Here is a 22,364-nt window from a genome sequence, read left to right as displayed (position 1 = left end):
GTCGAAGCGGCAAACGCCCGATTGACGCGTCCCGGCAAGCCGTGCAGGTTTTTGCCCATGATTTGAGCAGGAAAGCCGCCACCCATGCCGTCCGACCTCCCCGCCGTCACGCTGGCCACCGCATCCTTTCCCCGCCCGTTCGACCCGGAACAGGCGGCGTTGGGCCGGGAGCGCTGGCTCCAACAGGCCGCCGCCGCCACCGACCCCGGGTTGAAGGAGTGGGCGGAGGGCTTTGCCGCGTCGGCCATGGGCCGGGCGCTGATCGACGCCGTGTGCGGCAACAGCCAGTATCTGCGCCAGAGCCTGACCCGCGAATTGGCCTTTGTCCGCCGCATCGTCGAGGATGGCGTGGACGCCACCTTTGCCGCGCTGATGGCGTCGCTGGAGAAGGAATACGGGCAGGAGCGCGCCATCGACCGGCTGATGACCGGGCTGCGCGTGGCCAAACGGCGGGCGGCGCTGCTGATCGCGCTGGCCGACATCGCCGGGCTGTGGACGCTGGAACAGGTCACGGGGGCGTTGACCGACACCGCCGAAACCGCCGTGCGGCTGGCCGCCGCCCATCTGCTGCGGCGCGCCGGGGAGGCGGGGACGGTGACGCTGCCGGATCCGCAGCGTCCATGGGTTGGCTCGGGCCTGATCGTGTTGGGCATGGGCAAGATGGGCGGGCGCGAACTCAACTATTCCAGCGATATCGACCTGATCGTCCTGTACGACGACGCCGTTGTGCAGACGCCCCAGCCGGACAACCTCGCGCGGACGTTCATCCGTATCGCGCGGGATCTTGTCCGCATTATGGATGAACACACCAAGGACGGCTACGTCTTCCGCACCGATTTGCGCCTGCGCCCCGATCCGGGGGCCACGCCGCTGGCGGTGTCGGTCTCCGCCGCCGAAATCTATTACGCCAGCGTCGGCCAGAATTGGGAGCGCGCGGCGATGATCAAGGCCCGCGCGGTGGCGGGCGATCTGGAGGCGGGGGCGAATTTCCTGCGCTATCTGGAACCCTTCATCTGGCGGCGCAACCTGGACTTCGCCGCGATCCAGGACATCCATTCGATCAAGCGCCAGATCAACGCCCACAAGGGCCACCGCGAGGTGACGGTCAACGGCCACGACATCAAGGTCGGGCGCGGCGGCATCCGCGAGATCGAGTTTTTCGCCCAGACCCAGCAATTGATCTTCGGCGGGCGCGACACCCGCGTGCGCATCGCCCCGACGCTGCGCGCCAACCGCGCCCTGTGCGAGATCGGGCGGGTTCCGCTGGCGACGGTGGATGAGTTGGAGGAGGCTTACAACTTCCTGCGCCGGGTCGAACACCGCATCCAGATGACCAACGACCAGCAGACCCACCGCATCCCGGAGGATGACGCGGGCGTGGCCCATCTCGCCACCTTCCTGGGTTATGACGATCCCGCGAACTTCCGCGCCGATCTGCTGACCCAATTGGGCCGGGTGGAGGACCGTTACGCCGAACTGTTCGAGGAAGCGCCGTCGCTGTCCGGCCCCGGCAATCTGGTCTTCACCGGGACCGACGATGACCCCGGCACGGTCAAGACGCTGAGCGGCATGGGATTCCAGGATCCCAGCCGGGTGATCGCCGTGGTGTCCTCCTGGCACCGGGGCCGGTATCGCGCCACCCGGTCGGGCCGCGCGCGGGAGCTGTTGACCGAACTGACCCCCACCCTGCTGACGCAGTTGGCCAAGACCCCGGCCCCCGACGCCGCACTGATGAATTTTGACAGCTTCCTGGAAAAGCTGCCCGCCGGGGTCGGGCTGTTCTCGCTGTTCGTCGCCAACCCCTGGCTGATGGAGCTGGCCGCCGAGATCCTGGGGACCGCCCCCCAATTGGCCGCCACACTGTCGCGCAACCCCTCGCTGCTCGACGCCGTGATCTCGCCCGACTTCTTTGACACCCTGCCCGGCACGGACAGCGGGTTGGCCGCCGACCACGCCCGCGCCCTGGCCGCCGCCCGCGATTTCGAGGACGCGCTGACCCTGTCGCGGCGCTGGACCAACGACCAGCGGTTCCGCGCCGGAACCCACATCCTGCGCGGCATCACCGACGGCGACCGCTGCGGCGCCTTCCTCGCCGATCTGGCCGACATCGTGGTTCCCGATCTGGCCGCGCGGGTGGAGGCGGAGTTCGCCACCCGCCATGGCCGGATCCCCGGCGGGGCCTGGGTCGTGGTGGCGATGGGCAAGCTGGGCAGCCGCCAACTGACCATCACGTCGGACATCGACCTGATCGTGATCTACGACGTGCAGGGCGACGCCCGCATGTCCGATGGGCCGAAGCCGCTGTCGCCGAACGAGTATTACATCAAGCTGACCCAGCGCCTGACCAACGCCATCACCGCCCCGATGGCCGACGGGCGGCTGTACGAGGTGGACATGCGGCTGCGCCCGTCGGGCAACGCCGGACCGCTGGCCACCGCGCTCGACGCCTTCCTTCAGTACCAGAAGACCGACGCCTGGACCTGGGAACAGATGGCCCTGACCCGCGCCCGCGTGATCGGCGGCGATCCCGCCCTGGCCGAACGGGTGGCCACCGCCATCCGCAACGTGCTGACCGCCCCGCGCGACCCCGACAAGCTGCTGTGGGACGTCGCCGACATGCGCCGCCGGATCGACAAGGAGTTCGGCACCAAGAACCCCTGGAACATCAAATACGCGCGCGGCGGCCTGATCGACATCGAATTCACCGCGCAATATCTGCAACTGCGCCACGGCCACGAGCGCCCGGAGATCCTGCACATCGGGACCGCCAAGGCGCTGCGCAACGCCGCCCGCACCGGCGCGCTCGATCCCGCCATCGCGGCGGAGCTGGAATCGACCCTGCGCCTGTGGCGGCGGGTGCAGGGCTTCCTGCGCCTGACCACCGCCGGGGTGCTCGATCCCGATCAGGTGTCGCCCACCCTGTTGGCCGGGCTGGCCCGCGCCGCCTTCCCGGATCGTGACCCGGCAACGGTTGACTTCGCCGAACTGGACACCACTATCCGGTCCATCGCCGCCCGCGCCCACGCCCATTATGTGGCGTTGGTCGAGGAACCGGCGTCCCACCTCACCCCGCCCGCTTCCCAACAGGATCTGAGCTTGCCATGAGCGTTGACGTCGGAACCATCGCCCCGGACTTCACCATGCCCACCGATGGGGGCGGCAGCGTCACCCTGTCGGCCCTGCGCGGCAAGCCGGTGGTGCTGTATTTCTACCCGAAGGACGACACCTCGGGCTGCACCTCCGAGGCTTGCGGCTTCCGCGACCAGTTGCCGGACTTTTCCGCCGTCGACGCGGTGGTGATCGGCGTGTCGAAGGACAGCGTTGCCAGCCACGACAAGTTCAAGGCCAAATACGAGCTGCCCTTCACCCTGGCGTCGGACACCGACGGCAGCGTGTCGGAGGCCTACGGCGTTTGGGTCGAAAAGAGCATGTACGGCCGCAAGTATATGGGGTTGGAGCGCGCCACCTTCCTGATCGGCGCCGACGGGACCGTGCGCAACGTCTGGCGCAAGGTGAAGGTGACGGGCCACGTCGCCGCCGTGCTGAAGGCGGTGAAGGCGCTGTAACGCCCCGCTTGGATCGACCGGGCCGGCCCTCCTTCCCCCGCAAGCGGGGAGAGGTCCGGCCCGTTTTCTGTTCAACCCGGCCCATGACAAGCGGGTGGAATGCCGATAGGCTGACCACCCCGTCACGACCGGGTTGACCCGTGCGCCGTACCCTGCTGCTGCTGTTTGCCTGTCTGGCCCTGTTGTCCGGGTGCGGCGTGGACGCCGACCAGGAGCTGTTGTGCCGCAAGCTGATCCCCGCCTTCGAGGAGGACAGCTACAGCGCCGTGTCGGCCCGCCCGCTGGCCGACGACGCGCGGGTGGTGCGGCTGGATTACCGATCCGGCGGGCAAGCCCGCTGGATCGCCTGCCGCTTCGCCGGAACCGCGACCGAGGCCGGGCGGCTTCAATTGACCGGGGTGGCGACCGACCGCAGCGGCTGGCTGGGCGAGATGCGCTTTGCGATGCTGGAGCAATGGATCCGCATCAAGCCGCCCCGCAACGACGCCGCGCCGGAGGCCCGCTTTCTGCCCGGCGCGCACACGGCGTGGACGCCCTGGCTGTTCCTGCTGCAACAGATCGTCAACGCGGCGACCGTGGCCTGTGTCTATGGGCTGCTGGCGCTGGGTTACACCCTGGTTTACGCCATCATCGGCCAGATCAATCTGGCGATGGGCGAGTTGACCATGCTGGGCGCGATGATGACCGCCATGGCCGCCGCCGGGTTGGGCCTGTTCGGGCTGGCCACCTGGCCGCCCGCGCTGTTCGCCGTGCTGGTGCTGGCGATGGGCTTCACCGCCGCGCAGGGCTGGACCATGCACCGGCTGGTGTTCCGTCGGCTGCGCGGCGTGCGTTCCCACACCCCGCTCATCATCGCCGTCGGGATGTCGGTCGCCTATCAGGAGGGGGTGCGGCTGCTGCACGGTGCCCGCGACTGGTGGCCGACCCCGGCGCTGGCCGACCGCCATGACCTGATCGGCGACGGGGCCTTCACCGTCACCGCGCTCACCTCCCAACTGGCGATTCTGGGGCTGACCGCCGGGCTGTATCTCCTGCTGTGGGCGATCATCTGGAAAACCCCCTATGGCCGCGCGCACCGCGCCTGCACCGACGATCTGGCGGCGGCGGAGCTGGTCGGGGTGGATGTGAACCGCACCATCGCCATCACCTTCACCCTGGGCGGGGCGCTGGCCGCCGCCGCCGGGTCGGTGATCGCCTTCTATTACGGCGGGGTCAGCTTCTTCACCGGTTCGCTGATCGGCTTCAAGGCGCTGGCGGCGGCGGTGGTCGGCGGCATCGGATCGGTGCCGGGGGCCATGCTGGGCGGGGCGTTGCTGGGGCTGGTGGAAACCTTCTGGTCGGGCTATTTTGCCATCGCCTACAAGGACATCGTCGCCTTCGCCCTGCTGACGCTGTTCCTGATTTACCGCCCGCAGGGGCTGTTGGGGCAACCGCGCGGGCGGGGGGATTGAGGCCCGAGCACCGTTTTTTCGAATACCCACACCGTGAAACTTGGTATTCCGATCCGCCCGGCGTTGCTCTATAGGGTGCCTCCTTCGCCACCCGCCCCCACGCCCCAAAGACACGAAGGAACGCCGGATGTCCGACGCCATGAGCTGCCCGCAATGCCAATCCGAACACGCCTATCACGACGGCAGCCTGTGGATCTGCCCGGAATGCGGGCATGAATGGAACCCGGACACGGCGGCCAGCGCCGCCACGGACGACGATTCGGTGGTCCGCGACGCCAACGGCAACGTTCTGGCCGACGGCGACAGCGTGACCGTCATCAAGGATCTCAAGGTCAAGGGTTCCTCCCTGGTCATCAAGGGCGGGACCAAGGTCAAGAGCATCCGCTTGACCGACGGGGCCAACGGCCACAACATCGCCTGCAAGATCGACGGCATCGGCGCGATGGATCTGAAGTCCGAATTCGTCAAAAAAGCCTGAGAGCAAGCAGGCCAATTCAGGCAGTAACGATTAAAAACTCAACCCAGACCAATCCTTTGGTCTTGGGTTGAGTCGCCCAACCCACCAAAAAAAAGCAGCTTGCCGCCCAGCAGGATAAAATGATTAGCGCGCCCTAATGCGCAGTGGCTTGCGCCCTTCAAGTCCAGATCAGGGTTTTCCCTGGAAAAACCACCTGCGGCGGTTTGGAAAACTTTGCTAGTCTGATCTCGTCTGCCGACCACGGGCGAGAGTGCCGATGCTGACCCGATTGATCAAGTCCTTGCCCCTTGCCGTCTTTCTGGCGGTGGTGTCAATGGCCGTCACCGCCATGTTTCTGGCGGTGATCGTTGTCAACTCCCGCGCGTTCGACGAATTCCAGGTGAACGGACCGGTTTACAGAACCATCGTCCGGGACAAGGATCTGCTGGCGGACATCCTGCCACCCCCCAGCTATGTGATCGAATCCTACCTGACGCTGACCCTGCTGAAGGATGCGGCGAGCGACGCCGACCGCAAGGCCTTGGTGAACCGCTTTCAGACGTTGAAAAAGGAATATCAGGATCGCTTCGATTACTGGAAAGGACAGACACTTCCGCCCGACATCGCCGCCTTGTTTTTTGGTGACTCGGATCGCAACGCGCGCAGCTTCTTCACGATTGCCGAGAACGAGCTGATTCCGTCCCTGATCCAGGGCAAGGGCGATGCTGCGACGGCTTACAAACGACTGAGTGCGGCCTATGGCGACCACCGGCGCGCCATCGACGCCATTGTGACCCGCGCCAACGCCCAATTGACCAAGACCGAAACCGACACCGCCAGCCGGGTTGAGGGGATCAACCGCCTGACCCTGACGGTGGCCATCGCCGCCTTCGCCGTTCTGGCCATCGCCTTCCTGTTGCTGCACATCACCGTGGCGCGGCCCGTGGCTCGCGCGACTCGGACCCTGGCCGATCTGGCCCAGGGGCGCGACGACTCGACGGTGGAGGACACCAACGGACGCGGTGAAATTCCGACCTTGTGGCGATCGATCCAGGCTTTGCAAGCAACCGTCGCCCAAGCCTTTCGCCAAAGCCAGATGCTGGAGCAGATGGCCGCCCCAGTGATGATGGCGGAAAGCCAGGGGCTGACCATCACCTACATGAACAAGGCCGCGTTGGAGATGCTGCGCGCGTTGCAACCGCATCTTCCCTGCAAGGCGGAGGAGATGGTCGGCCAGTCGGTCGATCTGTTCCACACCAAGCCCGCCGGTCCCCGGCGTGTCCTGTCGAATCCGGCTCTGCTGCCGCACACCGCGCGGATCCAGGTCGGACCGGAGAGCTTCGAATTGCGGGTGTCCGCCATCCACAACCGTGACGGGGGTTACGCCGGTCCGCTGTTGAACTGGTCCCTCGTGACCGCCCAAGCCCAGATGGCCGCGCGGTTCGAAGCGGAAATCGGATCGGTCGTTGCCGAGTTGACCGAAGAAGCCGACAAGATCGCAAAAATCACCCACGACATGGCCAATCGCCAGGAAACCGGCGCGTCACGCTCCATTTCCGTGGCCGACGCCGCCGAGTCGACGAACCGGGACATCAACAGCCTCGCGGCGGCAGCCGAAGAGCTGTCCAGCTCCATCGACGAGATCGGGCGCCAGGTCGCCACCGCCTCAGCCACCACGCGCGAGGGGGTGACGAACGTGGACGCTGTGGCCGAGCAGATCACCCGCCTGAAAACAGCGGCCAGCGAAATCGGCACGGTTGTTCAACTCATCAACGACATTGCCGGACAAACCAACCTGCTGGCCCTGAACGCCACGATCGAAGCCGCCCGCGCGGGCGAAGCCGGAAAGGGCTTTGCCGTGGTGGCCAGCGAGGTCAAGGCGCTGGCCAACCAGACCGCAAGGGCCACCGACGAAATCGCCCGACGGATCGACGCGATCCAGAACGAAACCGACGCGGCGGTGAACGGATTCTCACGCGTGCGTGGTGTGATCGGCACGGTCGATGAAATTGCCGGAAACATCGCCGCCGCCATCGAGGAGCAAAGCGCCGTCACCAAGGAAATGACCCGCAGCGTCGTCGGCGTGACCAAGGACATGCAGGAGGTGTCCACCAGCATCACCGACGTGACCATGGGATCAATTCGCTCCGGAGCCGGGGCGATCGATGTGCTGTGGTCGGCCGAAGGACTGAAGGAGGCCTCGCACCGCTTGTCCGACGCCTCTGACGCCTTCCTCACCAGCATCCGCCGACAATAGGAACAGGACCCCTTGCAATGGCATTAACCCACACCCTGACCACCGACGCGCGCGGCCTGACCGTGGCCTTGACCGGGGATTTCACCTTCGCCGAAAATGGCAGCTTCCGCCGTGTGGTGGAGGATGTGACGGCGGCCAAGCCCAACGCCGTGTTCGTTGATCTGTCCGGATTGCGGCTTCTGGATTCGGCCGGTCTCAGCATGCTGGTGCTGCTGCGTGATCGCCTCATGAAATCGGGAACGCACATCACCCTGTGCCGTCCACCCTCCCAGATCGAACGCATTCTGGAAGTGGTGGATTTCAAAAAACTGTTCACCATCCTGCCGTGAACGACACGCCCACCCCACTGCCCAACGATCTGAGCGGCACCGCGCTGGAGGAGGCGCTTGCCCAGGCCACCGGTCTGGTGATCGACCCGGCGGTTGCGGTTGGAAAGCCCCCATATGTCCGTGCGAACGGTGTGCGGGTTGTGCTGTCGTCCCGCCGGGCGCTGGACCCGTCGGTGGCGTTGGGGTTGGCCCGTTGGGCAACAACCCGGCATCGTCTGGTTCCCCCCACAGAACTGGTGGCGACCTTGATTCGCGAGGCCGCCGTCAACGCCACCGTGCACGGCAATCTTGGCTTGCCTGGCCTGCAGGGATTCGGCGGGGATCTGGACGCCTATCTGTCCGCCATGGACGAGGCGCTGGCTTGCCCGGACCGCGCCACCCGCCCGGTTCTGTTCGCCTGGCGCTCCGGTGGACGCCTGTTGACGTTGCATGTGCGCGACGGGGGCAACGGCTTTGCCAGTCCGCTCCCACCCGCCGTCGGACCGACCGTGTCGGGAAACGGCCTGCGTTTGATCCGATCCATCGCCGACCGCACCCGCCATTCCCAGGGCGGCCGTTGCCTCAGCGTGGGGTTCCGCTGCGATGCCTGAGCCACCCCGCCGCCAAGGAACCATTCTGGTCGTCGATGACGACGACGTCAGCCGCATGATGATGGAATCGGTCCTGCGGCGAGGCGGTTTTGCCTCAATCCTGACCGCCCGCAGCGGCGAGGAGGCCCTGACGATTCTGAGCGGGATCACGCCGGATTGCGTCCTGCTGGACGTGGTGATGCCGGGAATCGACGGGTTCGAGGTGTGTCGGCACATCCGCGCGACGCCCCGCACCGCCGGGGTCCCGGTCATCATCCAGACGGCGCTGGACGGAGCGAAGGACCGACAGAACGCCTTCCGCGCCGGGGCAACCGACGTCTTGGTCAAACCCCTCGAAGCCTATGAACTGATCGCCCGCGTCAGCGTTCACACCGCCAACCGCATGATGACCGCCCGCCTGGAAGAATACCATCACCGGATGGAAGCGGAGTTGGAAGAGGCGCAGGGCCTGATGGCCGCCCTGCCCCCGGACACCGAACGGTTGGAGGAATTCCGCGCCCTGGGCATCGCCTTCAACGACCACTTGCGCCCGTCCTCCGCCATCGGTGGCGATTATTGGACGGCTTGGCCGTTCGAAGATGGCCGCGTCGGCTTTTTCGCGGGCGATGTCTCCGGCCATGGCGTGTCGGCGGCGTTGCGCGCCTTCCTGCTGCATTCCCTTCTTGTCCCGCCCCCGACCTTCGCCGAGGATCCGGTGCTGTTGGCCGCCCATCTGGACCGCCGCATCCACCAGGCGTTCCAGGGCAGTCGGCATTTCGTGGCCGGGGTGATCGGGATTCTGGACCCGGTGGACGGGGTTCTCGCCTATGTCGGCGGCGGCTTCCGCGATGGCTTCATCCGGCGCGCCGACGGATCGTCCGAATCCGTGCCTTTGTCCGGCCTTCCCTTTGGCTTGGTGCCCGACATGCCGCGCAGCGTCCGTGTGCGCCCGTTGGTCCCCGGCGACGCCCTGGTGCTGTTCAGCGACGCGGTGGTCGAAATCGCCGACCACCCCGACGCGCCCGCCGACGCCGACGCCTTCCGCCTTTGGGCGATGGCGATGATTGCGCAGGAAAACCCGCCGCTCGACCAGCTGGCGCAACGTTTGGGCGACCGTTTCGCGGAACGCTTCGGCGACCATGTCTCTGATGATCTGATGATCCTGTCGGCGGCGATCACCCGCCCGCCCGACATGCCCTGATTCTTCATTCTCCGGCGCGAACCGCCGCCGACAAGCGCGCCAGCGCGTCCCCAAGCGCTACGCGATGCTCCGGTTGGGCCAGGATCGCGGCGGTCTCCTCCGGCGTCTTACCCATCAGGGGGATGGTGACGCTGGCCTCGTACACCAAACGGGTGGACATCACCGTCAGAATCTCGGCCAACGCCGCCCGCGCGTAGCCAGACCGGGGGGAGGCGTGCAGCAGCGCCACCGGCTTGTCCACCAGTTCCCCGCTCGCCACCACCCAGTCCAGGGCGTTTTTCAGCGCGCCGGGCACGCCATGGGCGTATTCCGGGCAGGCGATCACCACCGCGTCGGCCTGGGTCAGCGCCGCGCGCCACGCCTGCACCGCCAGGTGGGCCGGGTCGCCATCCTCGTCCGGGTTGAACAGCGGCAGCCCACCGACTCCGCGCCCGTCCCCCCCCGCGAACAGCGTCACCGCCACACCGTCGCGCGCCGACGCCACCGCCGCTTGCAGCAGCGCACGGTTGGTGGACGCCGCGCGCAAGCTGCCGGACACCGCCAAAACCCGCATGACGCTCCCCTTTCCGTTCTGCCCGCGCCCAAACGCAGAGCGGGCGGGGATGTCGCCACCCCCGCCCGCTCAAACACACCACTCACACAAACCGGTCAAACCGACCGAAAGGGTGAGTGGACCTTACAGCGCGCGCACGTCGGCCAGATGGCCCGTCACCGCCGCCGCCACGGCCATGCCGGGGCTGACGAGGTGGGTGCGGCCACCACGGCCCTGACGGCCTTCGAAGTTGCGGTTGGACGTCGAGGCGCTGCGCTCGCCCGGAGCCAGACGGTCGGCGTTCATCGCCAGACACATCGAGCAGCCCGGCTCACGCCATTCGAACCCGGCCTCGACGAAGATCTTGTCCAGACCCTCTTCCTCGGCCTGCTCCTTGACCAGACCCGAACCGGGAACGACCAGGGCGCGGACGCCGTCGGCCACCTTGCGGCCCTTGGCCAGTTCGGCGGCGGCGCGCAGATCCTCGATGCGGCCGTTGGTGCAGGAGCCGATGAACACCGTGTCGATCTTCACCTCGCTGAGCGGCTGACCGGGGGTCAGGCCCATATAGGCCAGCGAGCGTTCGACGGCGGCGCGCTTGCCCTCGTCGGCGATGTCCGCCGGGTTCGGCACGGTCGCGGTGATCGGCAGCACGTCTTCCGGGCTGGTCCCCCAGGTGACTTGCGGGGCAATGTCGGCGGCGTTCAGCACGACGGTGGCGTCATAGACCGCCCCCTCGTCCGACGGCAGCGTCTTCCAATAGGCGACGGCCTGCTCGAACGCACCGGCCTTCGGGGCCAGCGCGCGGCCCTGGACATAGGCGTAGGTCTTTTCGTCCGGGGCGATCAGCCCGGCGCGGGCACCGCCCTCGATCGCCATGTTGCAGACGGTCATGCGGCCTTCCATCGACAGCTCGCGGATCGCCTGACCCGCGAATTCGATGACGTAGCCGGTGCCGCCCGCCGTGCCGATCTTGCCGATGATGGCCAGCACGATGTCCTTGGCGGTCACGCCCGGATTCAGCGAACCATCGACGCGCACCAGCATGTTCTTGGCCGGCTTCTGCAACAGCGTCTGGGTGGCGAGCACATGCTCAACCTCGGACGTGCCGATGCCGAAGGCCAGTGCGCCGAACGCGCCGTGGGTGGCGGTGTGGCTGTCGCCGCAGACGATGGTGGCACCCGGCAGCGTGAAGCCCTGTTCCGGCCCGACGATGTGGACGATGCCCTGACGCACGTCGTCCATCGGGAAGTAACGGATGCCGAAATCGCGGGCGTTCTTGTCCAGCGTTTCGACCTGGATCCGGCTTTCCTCTTCGGTGATGCCCTTCGAACGGTCCGTGGTCGGCACGTTGTGATCGGGAACCGCGAGGGTGGCCATCGGGCTGCGCACCGGGCGACCGGCCACGCGCAGCCCCTCGAACGCCTGCGGGCTGGTGACTTCGTGCACCAGATGGCGGTCGATGTAGAGGATGCAGGTGCCGTCATCCTGGCGATGCACGACGTGGCTGTCCCAAATCTTGTCGAACAGAGTGCGCGGCTTGGACATCGGAAAAACTCTCTCTCGCGGAACGAACAGGCGCGGAACCTTGGAAGGCCGCACAATAGCGTTGTGTCGCGGTGGGGACAAGCGCGGCTGTCCGTCTTTCGCCGCAAGCCTGTCCTCCGCAAGATTGTGACGCCGAGGGCGACCTCAGGGCAGCATCTTGCCCGGGTTGAGCAGCCCCGCCGGGTCCAGCGCGGTCTTGACCGCGCGCAGCAGGCCGAATTCGACCGGCCCTTTGATGGCGGGCATTTCGTCCTTCTTGAAGCGGCCGACGCCGTGTTCGGCGGAAATCGAGCCGTCGAGGGCGAAGATCACCTCGTTCACCACATGGCAAATCTCGTCCCAGCGGGCGAGATAGGCGGCGGTGTCGGCCCCTTCGGGCTGGCTGAGGTTGAAGTGGATGTTGCCGTCGCCGACATGGCCGAAGGGGGTCGGGCGGATGCCGGGGCAGGCCTCGGCCACCGCCGCTTCGGCGCGTTCGATGAACTCCGCCACGCGCGACACCGGCACCGACACGTCGTTCTTGATCGAGCCGCCTTCGAACTTCTGCGCCTCGACGATGGCTTCGCGGATGAACCAGAGCTGCTTGGCCTGGCTGTCCGATTGGGCGATGGTCGCGTCGGTCGCCAGTTCGGCTTCGAACGCCTCGCCCAGCGCGGTTTCAATGCTCTCCTGGAAGGCGTCGGACCGGGTCCCCGCCGTCAGTTCGGTGATGACGTACCAGGGCGAGACGTCCGACAGCGGGTCGATGGTCCCGGCCACATGCTTCAGCGCGAACTCCAGGCAACGGCGCGACATCAGCTCGAACGCCGACACCGCGTCGCCCGAGGCGGTGCGCAGGCGGGCGAGCAGTTCGATGGCGGCGGCCGGGCTGGGCACGGCGACGAAGGCGGTGATCGACTGGCGCGGGCGCGGGAACAGCTTCAGCACGGCGGCGGTGACGATGCCCAGCGTGCCTTCCGCGCCGATGAACAGGTTTTTCAGGTCATAGCCGGTGTTGTTCTTGCGCAGGCGGCGCAGCCCGTTCCACACCCGGCCATCGGCCAGCACCACTTCCAGCCCCAGCACCAGATCGCGGGTGTTGCCATAGCGCAGGACGTTGATGCCCCCGGCGTTGGTGGAGATCAGGCCGCCCATCTGCGCGGTGCCCTCCGCGCCAAGGCTGAGGGGGAACAGGCGGTCCACCTCGGCCGCCGCGTTCTGCACGGTGGTCAGGACCACCCCAGCCTCGACCGTCATCGTGTAGTTCAGGGCGTCGATCTCGCGAATGCGGTTCATCCGCGACAGGCTGAGCACGATCTCGCGCCCCTCCTCATAGGGGATGGAGCCGCCGACGAGGCTGGTGTTGCCGCCCTGCGGCACGATGGGGATGCCCGCCTCCGCGCAGATGGCGACGACGGCGGCCACCTCTTCCGTGTTGGCCGGGCGGACCACCGCCGGGCTGTTGCCCTTGAAGCGCCCGCGCCATTCCGCCAGATAGGGGGCCATGTCCGACGCGTCGGTGATGAGACCGGTCGGGCCGACAACCGCGCGGATGCGGTCCAGAACGTCCTGAAGAGCGGCGGCGGGGATGCTGGTCATGGCGCGGGATCCGGCGATGGTGATGGGGTGGGAACGGTTACGGGCGGGGGGCCGCAGCGCGGCGCAGACGGTCGTTGATCGCCACGCCCAACCCTTCGTCGGGGATCGGCATCACGGCGATGCGGCCGGCCCCGCTCTGGTCGAGCTGGCGCAGATGGCTGAACAGGTTCGCCGCCGCCTCGTTCAGATCGCCTTGCGGGCTGAGGTTGAGGCGCGACGCCCCGCCAAAGACGAAGCGGTCGGGGCCGAAGGTCAGAAACGCCTCGTCGGACTCCGCCGAGGACGCGTTGAGGCGCACCGCCGCGTTGGGGGCGTAGTGGCTTTCCAACTGGCCGGGCGATTTCGGCGCGGTCGGGTCGCCTTGCGACAGGCGGATCGGCCCGATCAGCCGCTCCATCTCGTCGGGCAGCACCGCACCGGGGCGCAGCAGCACCGGCTCCGGCCCGGTCAGGTCGATGACGGTTGATTCCACGCCGACGGCGCATTTGCCGCCCGCCACCACCGCGTCCACCCGGTCGCCCAGGCTTTCCAGCACGTGATAGGGCGTGGTCGGGCTGACGGCACCGGAGCGGTTGGCGCTGGGGGCCGCGATGGGCCGCCCCGCCGCGCGCAGCAGCGCTTGGGCCACCGGATGGCCGGGCACGCGGATGGCCACGCTGTCCAAACCGGCGCTGACCAGCAGCGACAGCGGCGAATCCGCCGGGCGCGGCAGCACCAGGGTCAGCGGGCCGGGCCAGAACTGATGCGCCAGCTCCAGCGCGCGGTCGTCGAAACGCGCCCAGGCCTGCGCCGTCGCCACATCGGCGACGTGGGCGATCAGCGGGTTGAATTGCGGGCGACCCTTGGCGGCGAAGATCGCGGCGACCGCGCAGTCGTCGGTGGCGTCGCCCCCCAGCCCATAGACCGTTTCGGTCGGAAAGGCGACCAGCGCGCCCGCGCGCAGCAACTCGCCCGCGCGGGCGATCCCGGCGGGGGTGGTGGGCAGCAGGGCCGGGCGCTTTTCAGCGGGGTCGGCGGCGGAATCGGGCGTGGTGGGGGCTTGGTCGGTCACAGGGTCTTTGTAGCCGCTCACGGGGCTGTGTCAATTCGCACGGGTTGCGCCCGCCGCATGGCAAGGTTATGACGGGTGCAAGGGCGACGACTCACGCCGCAACACCAAGCGACCACAACAACAAACAATGGGTGCGGGCATGGCGGGCAAGGTCTTCACCGTGGCGCAGCAGAAGGGCGGTGCGGGCAAGACCACGCTGGCCGCGCATCTGGCCATCGCCTGGGCGCAGCTTGGCCATTCGGTCGCCACCGTGGACATCGATCCGCAAGGCAGCCTGACCCGCTGGCACGCGGTGCGGGCGGAGGCCACCGGCGGCAAGCCCGGCTTCACCCATGTGCAGATCACCGGCTGGCGCACGCAGGCCGAGGTGGAAAAGCTGGCGCGCAGCCATTCCATCGTGGTGATCGACAGCCCGCCCCACGCCCAGACGGAGGCGCGGATCGCCGTGCGCGCCGCCTCGCTGGTGGTCGCGCCGGTGCAACCCAGCCCGATGGATCTGTGGGCGGTCCACCCGACCATCGAGTTGGCAAGCCAGGAAAAGCGCCGCCTGCTGCTGGTGCTGAACCGCGTGCCGCCGCGCGCCAAGATCGCCGACGAGCTGGTCGCCAAGGTGCAGGAGTTGGCCAACCCGCCCGCCGTGCTGCTGGCCGACGCCCAGGTCGGCAACCGCACCGCCTACGCCGGAACGCTGATGAGCGGCCTGTCGGTGACGGAGGCGGCGCGCAAGACCGTCGCCGCCGCCGAAATGCAGGCGCTGGCCGAAGAGATTTTGCGGCGTTCCTGAAGCCGGATCAGTAGAAGCCGGCTCAGTAGCGCGCCGCGACGAAATACAGGCCATCGGGCGGACAGGTCGGCCCGGCCTTGCTGCGGTCGCGCGCCTCCAGCGCGGCGCGCAGGTCGTCGGCGGTCCATTTGCCCGAACCGACCAGCTCCAGCGATCCCACCATGTTGCGCACCTGATGGTGCAGGAAGGACCGCGCGGCGGCGTGGATGCGGATCTCCTCGTCCACCCGCTCCACCGCCAGCCGGTCGAGCGTCTTCACCGGCGATTTCGCCTGACAGAGCGCGGCGCGGAAGCTGGTGAAATCATGCTGGCCGACCAGGACCTGCGCGGCGTCGTGCATCGCCTCGGCGTCCAGCGGGCGGGTGACGTGCCACGCCCGCCCAGCGTCGAGCGCCAGCGGTGCCCGGCGGTTGACGATGCGGTAGATGTAGGAGCGCCCGATGGAGGTGAGGCGGGCGTGGAATCGCTCGTCCACCGCCTCCACCTCCCGCACCGCGATGGGGGCGGGTTTCAGGTGGAAGTTCAGCGCGTCGCGCAGCTTCAACCCGGTGAATTCCTTCGCCAGATCGAAATGGCAGACCTGCCCCAGCGCGTGGACGCCCGCGTCGGTGCGGCCGGAGCCGTGGACGCGCACCGTCTCGCCGGACAGGCGGAACACCGCCTCCTCCACACTCTGCTGCACCGACGGGCCGTTGTCCTGCCGCTGCCAGCCGACGAAGGGCCGACCGTCATACTCGACGGTCAGTTTCCAGCGCTGCATGTCAGGCGGCACCGATCACGGAGCCGACCGGCAGGGCGAAGCCACGCAGGAAGGCCGCGCCATCGACCGGGGCCTTGCCGGGCCGCTGCACGCGGGTCAGGCGCACCGCCCCATCGGCACAGGCCACCGTCAGGCGGTCGTCCAACAGGGTGCCGGGCAACGCCGTGCCGGAATCGGTCGAACTCGGCCCAGCCGGTTCCGCCGCCAGCACCTTGATGCGCTCGGCCCCCACATCGAACCAGCAACCGGGCCACGGGGTGAGCGCGCGCACCTGCCGTTCCACAAAGGCGGCGGGCTGGGTCCAGTCGAGCCGCCCATCCTCGCGCGACAGCTTGGCGGCGTAGGTCACGCCCTCCTCGGGCTGCGGCTGCGCGGTCAGGCTGCCGTCGGCCAGACCGGCCAGCGCCGGGCCGATCATCCGCGCACCCAACGCAGCGAGCGCGTCGTGCAGGGTGCTGGCCGTGGTGTCCGGGGTGATCGCCACCGTCTCTTTCGACAGCATCGCCCCGGTGTCCAGACCAACGTCCATCTGCATGATGGTGATGCCGGTTTCCGTGTCCCCCGCCAGGATCGAGCGCTGGATGGGGGCCGCCCCACGCCAGCGCGGCAGCAGGGAGCCGTGGACGTTGACGCAGCCCAGACGCGGGGCGTCCAGGATCGCTTGCGGCAGAATCAGGCCATAGGCGGCGACCACCGCCGCGTCGGCGTTCAGCGCGGCGAAGTCGGCCTGCGCCTCGGCGTTGCGCAGGCTTTTGGGGGTGCGCACCGGGATGCCGTGATCGTCGGCGAAGCGGTGGACGGGGGAAATCTGCACCTGCTGTCCCCGCCCGGCGGGGCGCGGCGGCTGGCTGTAGACGCACAGGATCTCATGGCCCGCCGCGACCAACGCGGCCAGACTGGGCACGGCGAAATCCGGCGTGCCCATGAAAACGAGACGGAGCGGGGTCATCCGGGTTTCGCGCGCCCGACGGGTCAGGCGCTCGCCTTCTGCTGCTTTTGCTTCTGGACCTTGCGCAGGATCATGTTGCGCTTGAGCAGCGACAGATGATCGACGAACAGCACGCCGTTCAGATGGTCGATCTCGTGTTGCAGGCAGGTCGCCAGCATGCCGTCCGCCGCCAACTCACGCGCCGTGTTGGTTTCGTCCAGATAACGGACGCGCACCGACAGCGGGCGGATGACCTCGGCGTATTGCTCCGGCACCGACAGGCAGCCCTCTTCGCACGGGCCGGTGTCCTCCGACGACCAGACGATCTCCGGGTTGGCGAGGCGGATCGGGTTGCGCGGCTCATCCCTTTCATGGACGTCCACGACGACGACCCGATCCAGCACGCCCACCTGCGGGGCGGCCAGCCCGATGCCGTTGGCGGCGTACATGGTTTCCACCATGTCGTCCATCAGCTTGGCGACGCGCGCGTCCACGGCGGCGACCGGCTGCGCCTTTCGCTTGAGGACGGGGTGGGGGGCAACAAGGATCGGAAGGACGGCCATGGCGCTCAACAGGAAGGAAGGGGCGTGCGGCGGCGACAGCGCGCACCGCAAAGCATCAAATTAAGTGCAGCGCCGCACTGGGTCAAGGAAACGACCGCACACAGACCCGGCACCCGCTTGCGGAATGTCATCCGCCCGCCCGGCGCGCGGTGGTATAGACGGGGCGTGTCATCCTTCACCGCGAGTGTCCGATCATGATCGTGCTGCATGGTTCCGCCGGTTCGCCCTACGTCGCCCGCGTGCGGATGCAGGGCTACGCCAAGGGTCTCGACATCACGCTGCGCCCGGCGGCGTTGGGCACGCCGGAGTTCGAGGCGATGAACCCCATTGGCAAGATGCCGGTGCTGGAGCACAACGGCTTCATCCTGCCGGAAAGCCTGATCATCTGCGAATATCTGGAGGATCTGCACCCCACCCCGACCCTGCTGGGCCACAACCCGCAGGAACGCGCGTTGGCCCGCCTGATCCCGCGCACGGTCGATCTCTATTGCGCCGGCCTGTTCAGCCTGCTGCGCGCGGCGTCCGATCCCGGCTATTCGGTCAATGTGGACGCCGAGCGCGCCAACCTGAACAAGGGGCTGAACGCGCTGGAGCATTTCCTGCAACCAACCGGCTACGCCGCGCGGGCGGAGCTGTCCTTGGCCGATTGCGTGCTGGTTCCGTGGCTCTATTACGGCAACAAGCTGGCCGACATCGGCGACGACAGCCTGTCGCGGTACGCCAAGCTGTCGCGCTACATCGAGACGGTGGCCGACGACCCCATTGCGCAACGCGTGTGGACGGAAATGGACGAGGCGTTCCGCGCCTTCATGACAAAATGGAAGGCCGATCAGGCGGCGGCGTCCGCAACCGCGTGACCCGGCGCTTTTGACCCGGCAATCCTGGCGGTTCCCCCGGCAGGATTTGCCCGTCCGAATTGGCCCATCAGGCCGCCTTGGCCGTGGCGGAGGAGGTCGCGGTGGTCGCGGCGGTCACGGTGCTGGTGGCCAGACCGGGGTTCGATTCCGACCCGACCATGCGGCCCAGCCCCAGACCAAAGCCCACGCCCACCCCGGCCTCGGTCGCCTGATCGGTGCGCACCGGCTCGTCGCGCATGCGGCGGTTGGCCTTGTCGCGCGGGCGGGTCTGCTTGCCGTTGATGCCGTCCACCTCGTCCGGGGTTTCCAGCGCGTTGAGCGCCAGCACCTGATAGATCGACAGCGGCGTGCCGTTCATCGCCTTGGCGGGCATGGTCGGCACCTGGGTGGTGAAGCCGTCGGTCATGTCCTGCTTGCGCACCGCGTCGGTCGCCGCCTGGGCCGGGGCGAAGCTGGCCATCGGGTTTTCGGAGAATTTCGACGCGAAGCGGTCGTAGATCTCCTTCAGCGACTTGGCCTTGCCGGTGGTCTTGTCGACGAAGACGTTGGCGTTGGCGCTGGCGGCCTCCGGGAACAGGTCGCGGGCGCTGCGGTTGGGGTTGTCCTGCATGGCGTTGAGGAATTTGGCCGCCCCGCCCGCCCCCAGGAAATGGGCCATGTAGAGTTCGGTCGAGCCGATGGTGCCATCGACGTTGTCCTGCAGATAGTCCTTGTTGTCCTTGGTGAAGGCCGCCGCCATCAGGGCCGAGGTGTTGGGATCCTTGCGCAGATCCAGGATCTCCTGCTTCATCGCCGGGTCGGCGACGTAGGGGCGGCCGTCGCTGCGGGTCTGGATGGCGTTGGCGTAGCGGCCCAGGCCATATTCGGCACCGTGCTGCTTCATGGTTTGCAGCCATGTGCTGTCGATGAACTGGTACAGCCCGGTCGCCGAGGAGGAGGAGGACTTGACGTCCGTGCGATACCCGCTCTCCACGGCAGCTTTTTCCATCAGGTAGGAAAAATCGACCCCCGTCTTGGCGCTGGCGTTGCGCACGGCCGCCTCCACATTGGCCGGACCGCGCGGGGCGCTGGCGGCTTGGGTGGCGGCGTTGCTGGGCAGGCCAAAGGCGGTCAGGTTGGTCATCGGGCGATCCTCTCTCGCGGTCGCTGCGATCAATGCAGGGAGCGTGCCAGTTTCCCGCCCGCTCCCCGCACACCCGGGTCAGGCGATCACAGCGACGCGCCGAACGTCAGCGGAACCGGCTGCCACCAGCTGTCGGTCACGCCGGAGCCTTGGTTGCAGATGCTGTAGAGCGACAGGTTCGGGCCGGGGCCGGGGTTGTTGTTGTTGGTCAGCCACACCGACGTGGTGGCCGCCGGGCCGGGCGAACAGGCCAGGCAATAGCCGCCCATCACGGTGGGAACCGGGTACCACACGGCGGGCGTGCCGGTGGACGGGGCGGCGGCGAGGCTGACCAGGGCGGTGGTGGTGTCGCCGTTCAGGAAACGCGCGCCCATGTGGGTGGACAGCGAGATCAGGTAAATCCCGGCGATGGTCTGGCCGTTGTAGGTCACGGATTGCCCGGCGTCAGCCACCAGCCAGCTGCCGCCATTGCCCGTCCCCGAGGTGGAGGAGGCCATGGTCAACGCGCCGGTCGTCGGCTGGGCGATCAGGATCGATTGCAGGGAGGTCCCCGCCGACAGCGATTGAAGGAGGATTTGCGAACCCGGCACGAACCCGGTGGCGACGGTGCTGGTCATGCTTGAACGCTCCTGTTGGGTCATGGAACTGGACTCTGGGAACTGGGATTTCCCCCTCACGCATTGCGGGAATTTCATCTCGCCGCGTTGGGTGTATTTGATCGTCCACTCGCAATTTTGATTCGTCAAATTTTTGTTTTGTTCAATTAAAGTTATACGTATGTGCGCGGCTCCGGCGGACCATCGCCACCCGCTTGCCCCCCACCCTTCCCCGCCATAGCCTTCTCTCTCACCGCCACGGCGTGGGCACGGCCCACAGCGCCCCTCGCCAAACGCCGTGCGATGGTGTATGTTGACGTATACGTTAATCAACCGGCCACCAGCGCCGGACCGACACCAACGCCCCGTTCCTTTGCCCCTGGGAGGCCGCACCGCCATGACGTCCTACACCGCCCCGGTCGACGACCTGCGCTTTGTCCTGAACCATGTGGTCGGGCTGGAGGCCATCGCCACACTGCCCCATTGCGAATCGGCGGCCCCCGATCTGGTCGATGCGATTCTGGAGGAGGCCGGGAAATTCGCCTCCGGCGTGCTGGCCCCGCTGAACCGGGTGGGCGACAAGGAAGGCTCGCGCCTGGAAAACGGCGTCGTCCGCACCCCCACCGGCTGGAAGGAGGCGTACAGCCAGTTCGCCGAATCCGGCTGGAACAGCCTGCCGTTCGAGCCGGAGCATGGCGGCCAGGGCCTGCCCTGGACCGTCGCCTTTGCGGTGAACGAGATGTGGCAGTCGTCCAACCTGTCCTTTGGCCTGTGCCCGCTGCTGAACCAGGGGGCGGTCGATCTGTTGAGCGAGCACGCCAGCGCCGCGCAAAAGGCGCTCTACCTGCCCAAGATGATCTCCGGCGAATGGACCGGCACGATGAACCTGACGGAGCCGCAGGCCGGATCCGATCTGGCCGCCGTGCGCACCCGCGCGGTGCGGGCCGGGGATGGGACCTACCGCATCACCGGCCAGAAGATCTTCATCACCTATGGCGAGCATGACCTGACGGACAACATCATCCATCTGGTGCTGGCCCGCCTGCCCGACGCCCCGGCGGGGATCAAGGGCATCAGCCTGTTCATCGTGCCGAAATTCCTGCCCAACGCCGATGGCACGCCGGGTCGCCGCAACGATCTGCGCTGCGCCAGCCTGGAACACAAGCTGGGCATCATGGCCAGCCCGACCGCCGTCATGGCCTATGGCGACGAGGATGGAGCTGTCGGTTTCCTGGTGGGCGAGGAAAACCGGGGCATCGAATACATGTTCACCATGATGAACAACGCCCGTTTGGGCGTGGGCATCCAGGGCGTGGCGGTGGCCGAACGCGCCTATCAGCAGGCACGCGATTACGCCAAGGCCCGCGTGCAGAGCAAGGATCTGGCCGACGCCAAGGGATCGGCGGTGGCGATCATCAAGCACCCCGACGTGCGCCGCATGCTGCTGGACATGCGGGCCAAGACCGAAGCGGCGCGCGCCCTGGCGCTCTACGCCGGAACCCAGCTCGACACCGCCCGCCACCACCCCGACGCCGCCGTGCGCGCGGCGGCCACCGCGCGGGTGGATGTGCTGACCCCCATCGTCAAGGCGTGGTCGACCGACATCGGCTGCGACGTGGCGTCCACCGGCGTGCAGATCCATGGCGGCATGGGCTTCATCGAGGAAACCGGGGCGGCCCAGCATTACCGCGACGCCCGCATCACCCCGATTTACGAAGGCACCAACGGCATCCACGCCAACGATCTGGCCTTCCGCAAGACCGGGCGCGACAAGGGGGCCTCGGCCCGCGCGCTGATCGCCGAGATGCGGGCAACGGCGGCGACCCTGGCCGCCCTGCCCGGCGACGACGCGGCGGTGATCGCGGCGGAGCTGTCGGCGGGCCTGTCCGCGCTGGACCAGGCGGTCGATTGGATCGTCGCCACCCAGGCCGAAGGCGACCTGCGCGGGGCCGCCGCCGGGGCCGTGGCCTATCTGCGGCTGTGGGGCAACGTGGCGGGCGGCTGGATGATGGCCCGCTCCGCCATCGCCGCGCTGGAGGGGCTGCGCGCTGCCGGGGCCAACGCGTCCTTCCTGGAAACCAAGCTGGTGGTCGCCCGCTTCTACGCCGAACAGATCCTGGCCCCGTCCCCCGCCCTGCTGTCCACCATCCACAGCGCCCGCAACACCGTGTTGGCGCTGCACGACGACCAGTTCTGACCCCGTCCCCCCGGCCC

20 protein-coding genes are annotated in these 22,364 nt (G+C 67.7%); 11 read left to right on the top strand and 9 right to left on the bottom strand.

Translation table 11 applies throughout. From position 1 onward, the window contains the following. Nucleotides 1-84: 84 nt before the first annotated feature. The 8 genes from EJ903_RS18835 to EJ903_RS18800 all read left to right on the top strand — a co-directional run bounded on the left by EJ903_RS18835 (nucleotide 85) and on the right by EJ903_RS18800 (nucleotide 9,830). On the top strand, nucleotides 85-3,105 hold the full coding sequence (locus EJ903_RS18835; protein ID WP_126618325.1) for a bifunctional [glutamine synthetase] adenylyltransferase/[glutamine synthetase]-adenylyl-L-tyrosine phosphorylase: 3,021 nt from the start codon (nucleotides 85-87) through the stop codon (nucleotides 3,103-3,105). Continuing rightward, complete coding sequence (bcp, locus tag EJ903_RS18830; RefSeq protein ID WP_126618323.1) at nucleotides 3,102-3,566, top strand: thioredoxin-dependent thiol peroxidase; 465 nt, start codon at nucleotides 3,102-3,104, stop codon at nucleotides 3,564-3,566. The genes EJ903_RS18835 and bcp overlap by 4 nt, the downstream gene beginning before the upstream one ends. 140 nt (nucleotides 3,567-3,706) lie before the next feature. Beyond that, nucleotides 3,707-5,017, top strand: coding sequence for a branched-chain amino acid ABC transporter permease (locus EJ903_RS18825; protein WP_174237330.1), 1,311 nt, complete (start codon nucleotides 3,707-3,709; stop codon nucleotides 5,015-5,017). A 127-nt stretch (nucleotides 5,018-5,144) separates the two neighbouring features. Then, nucleotides 5,145-5,495 carry a zinc ribbon domain-containing protein YjdM gene (locus EJ903_RS18820; protein ID WP_126618321.1) on the top strand — a complete coding sequence of 117 codons (351 nt, stop codon included), beginning with the start codon at nucleotides 5,145-5,147 and terminating at the stop codon, nucleotides 5,493-5,495. Between the two features lie 256 nt (nucleotides 5,496-5,751). Continuing rightward, the gene (locus EJ903_RS28065; protein ID WP_126618319.1) at nucleotides 5,752-7,731 is read left to right on the top strand and encodes a methyl-accepting chemotaxis protein; all 1,980 of its coding nucleotides are present in this window, start codon (nucleotides 5,752-5,754) and stop codon (nucleotides 7,729-7,731) included. Nucleotides 7,732-7,748: 17 nt separating this feature from the next. Then, a complete protein-coding gene (locus EJ903_RS18810; protein ID WP_126618317.1) occupies nucleotides 7,749-8,060 on the top strand; it encodes an STAS domain-containing protein in 312 nt (103 codons plus the stop codon). Next, nucleotides 8,057-8,650, top strand: a complete 594-nt coding sequence (locus EJ903_RS18805) for an ATP-binding protein (protein ID WP_126618315.1) — start codon at nucleotides 8,057-8,059, stop codon at nucleotides 8,648-8,650. Before EJ903_RS18810 ends, EJ903_RS18805 begins: the two co-directional genes overlap by 4 nt. Next, entirely contained in the window at nucleotides 8,643-9,830 is a 1,188-nt protein-coding gene (locus tag EJ903_RS18800; protein WP_126618313.1) for a PP2C family protein-serine/threonine phosphatase, read from the top strand. The genes EJ903_RS18805 and EJ903_RS18800 overlap by 8 nt, the downstream gene beginning before the upstream one ends. A 4-nt stretch (nucleotides 9,831-9,834) precedes the next feature. On the opposite strand, the gene EJ903_RS18795 is transcribed toward EJ903_RS18800, so the two are convergent. From EJ903_RS18795 to EJ903_RS18780, 4 genes are all read right to left on the bottom strand, one after another. Further along, nucleotides 9,835-10,383, bottom strand: a complete 549-nt coding sequence (locus tag EJ903_RS18795; RefSeq protein WP_126618311.1) for an NADPH-dependent FMN reductase — start codon at nucleotides 10,381-10,383, stop codon at nucleotides 9,835-9,837. Between the two features lie 123 nt (nucleotides 10,384-10,506). Continuing rightward, entirely contained in the window at nucleotides 10,507-11,910 is a 1,404-nt protein-coding gene (gene leuC, locus EJ903_RS18790) for a 3-isopropylmalate dehydratase large subunit (protein ID WP_126618309.1), read from the bottom strand. Between the two features lie 144 nt (nucleotides 11,911-12,054). Then, on the bottom strand, nucleotides 12,055-13,488 hold the full coding sequence (locus tag EJ903_RS18785) for an FAD-binding oxidoreductase (protein ID WP_126618307.1): 1,434 nt from the start codon (nucleotides 13,486-13,488) through the stop codon (nucleotides 12,055-12,057). A gap of 37 nt (nucleotides 13,489-13,525) precedes the next feature. After that, nucleotides 13,526-14,476 (bottom strand): L-threonylcarbamoyladenylate synthase, encoded by a 951-nt coding sequence (locus tag EJ903_RS18780; RefSeq protein ID WP_246015740.1) that lies wholly within the window; start codon nucleotides 14,474-14,476, stop codon nucleotides 13,526-13,528. A 202-nt stretch (nucleotides 14,477-14,678) separates the two neighbouring features. On the opposite strand from EJ903_RS18780, the gene parA reads away from it, so the two are divergent. Next, on the top strand, nucleotides 14,679-15,323 hold the full coding sequence (gene parA, locus EJ903_RS18775) for a ParA family partition ATPase (protein WP_126618305.1): 645 nt from the start codon (nucleotides 14,679-14,681) through the stop codon (nucleotides 15,321-15,323). 22 nt (nucleotides 15,324-15,345) lie between these two features. On the opposite strand, the gene truA is transcribed toward parA, so the two are convergent. Genes truA through def form a run of 3 tightly spaced genes read right to left on the bottom strand, consistent with a single transcriptional unit; the run spans nucleotide 15,346 to nucleotide 17,574 of the window. Next, a complete protein-coding gene (gene truA, locus EJ903_RS18770) occupies nucleotides 15,346-16,083 on the bottom strand; it encodes a tRNA pseudouridine(38-40) synthase TruA (protein ID WP_126618303.1) in 738 nt (245 codons plus the stop codon). A 1-nt stretch (nucleotide 16,084) separates the two neighbouring features. After that, nucleotides 16,085-17,032, bottom strand: coding sequence for a methionyl-tRNA formyltransferase (fmt, locus tag EJ903_RS18765; RefSeq protein WP_126618301.1), 948 nt, complete (start codon nucleotides 17,030-17,032; stop codon nucleotides 16,085-16,087). Between the two features lie 23 nt (nucleotides 17,033-17,055). Next, entirely contained in the window at nucleotides 17,056-17,574 is a 519-nt protein-coding gene (gene def, locus EJ903_RS18760) for a peptide deformylase (protein ID WP_126618299.1), read from the bottom strand. A 194-nt stretch (nucleotides 17,575-17,768) separates the two neighbouring features. Here def and EJ903_RS18755 point away from each other — a divergent pair, with 194 nt between their 5' ends. After that, nucleotides 17,769-18,431, top strand: a complete 663-nt coding sequence (locus tag EJ903_RS18755; protein ID WP_126618297.1) for a glutathione S-transferase family protein — start codon at nucleotides 17,769-17,771, stop codon at nucleotides 18,429-18,431. 67 nt (nucleotides 18,432-18,498) lie between these two features. On the opposite strand, the gene EJ903_RS18750 is transcribed toward EJ903_RS18755, so the two are convergent. Continuing rightward, nucleotides 18,499-19,554 (bottom strand): transglycosylase SLT domain-containing protein, encoded by a 1,056-nt coding sequence (locus tag EJ903_RS18750; RefSeq protein WP_126618295.1) that lies wholly within the window; start codon nucleotides 19,552-19,554, stop codon nucleotides 18,499-18,501. 86 nt (nucleotides 19,555-19,640) lie between these two features. Next, the gene (locus tag EJ903_RS18745) at nucleotides 19,641-20,171 is read right to left on the bottom strand and encodes a hypothetical protein (RefSeq protein WP_126618293.1); all 531 of its coding nucleotides are present in this window, start codon (nucleotides 20,169-20,171) and stop codon (nucleotides 19,641-19,643) included. 376 nt (nucleotides 20,172-20,547) lie between these two features. Between EJ903_RS18745 and EJ903_RS18740 the strand changes: the two genes are divergently transcribed. Continuing rightward, entirely contained in the window at nucleotides 20,548-22,347 is a 1,800-nt protein-coding gene (locus EJ903_RS18740) for an acyl-CoA dehydrogenase (protein WP_126618291.1), read from the top strand. Nucleotides 22,348-22,364 lie beyond the last annotated feature (17 nt).

This window comes from Azospirillum griseum (assembly GCF_003966125.1).
Taxonomy (GTDB): Bacteria; Pseudomonadota; Alphaproteobacteria; order Azospirillales; family Azospirillaceae; genus Azospirillum; species Azospirillum griseum.
This window is presented reverse-complemented; position numbering and strand designations above follow the sequence as displayed.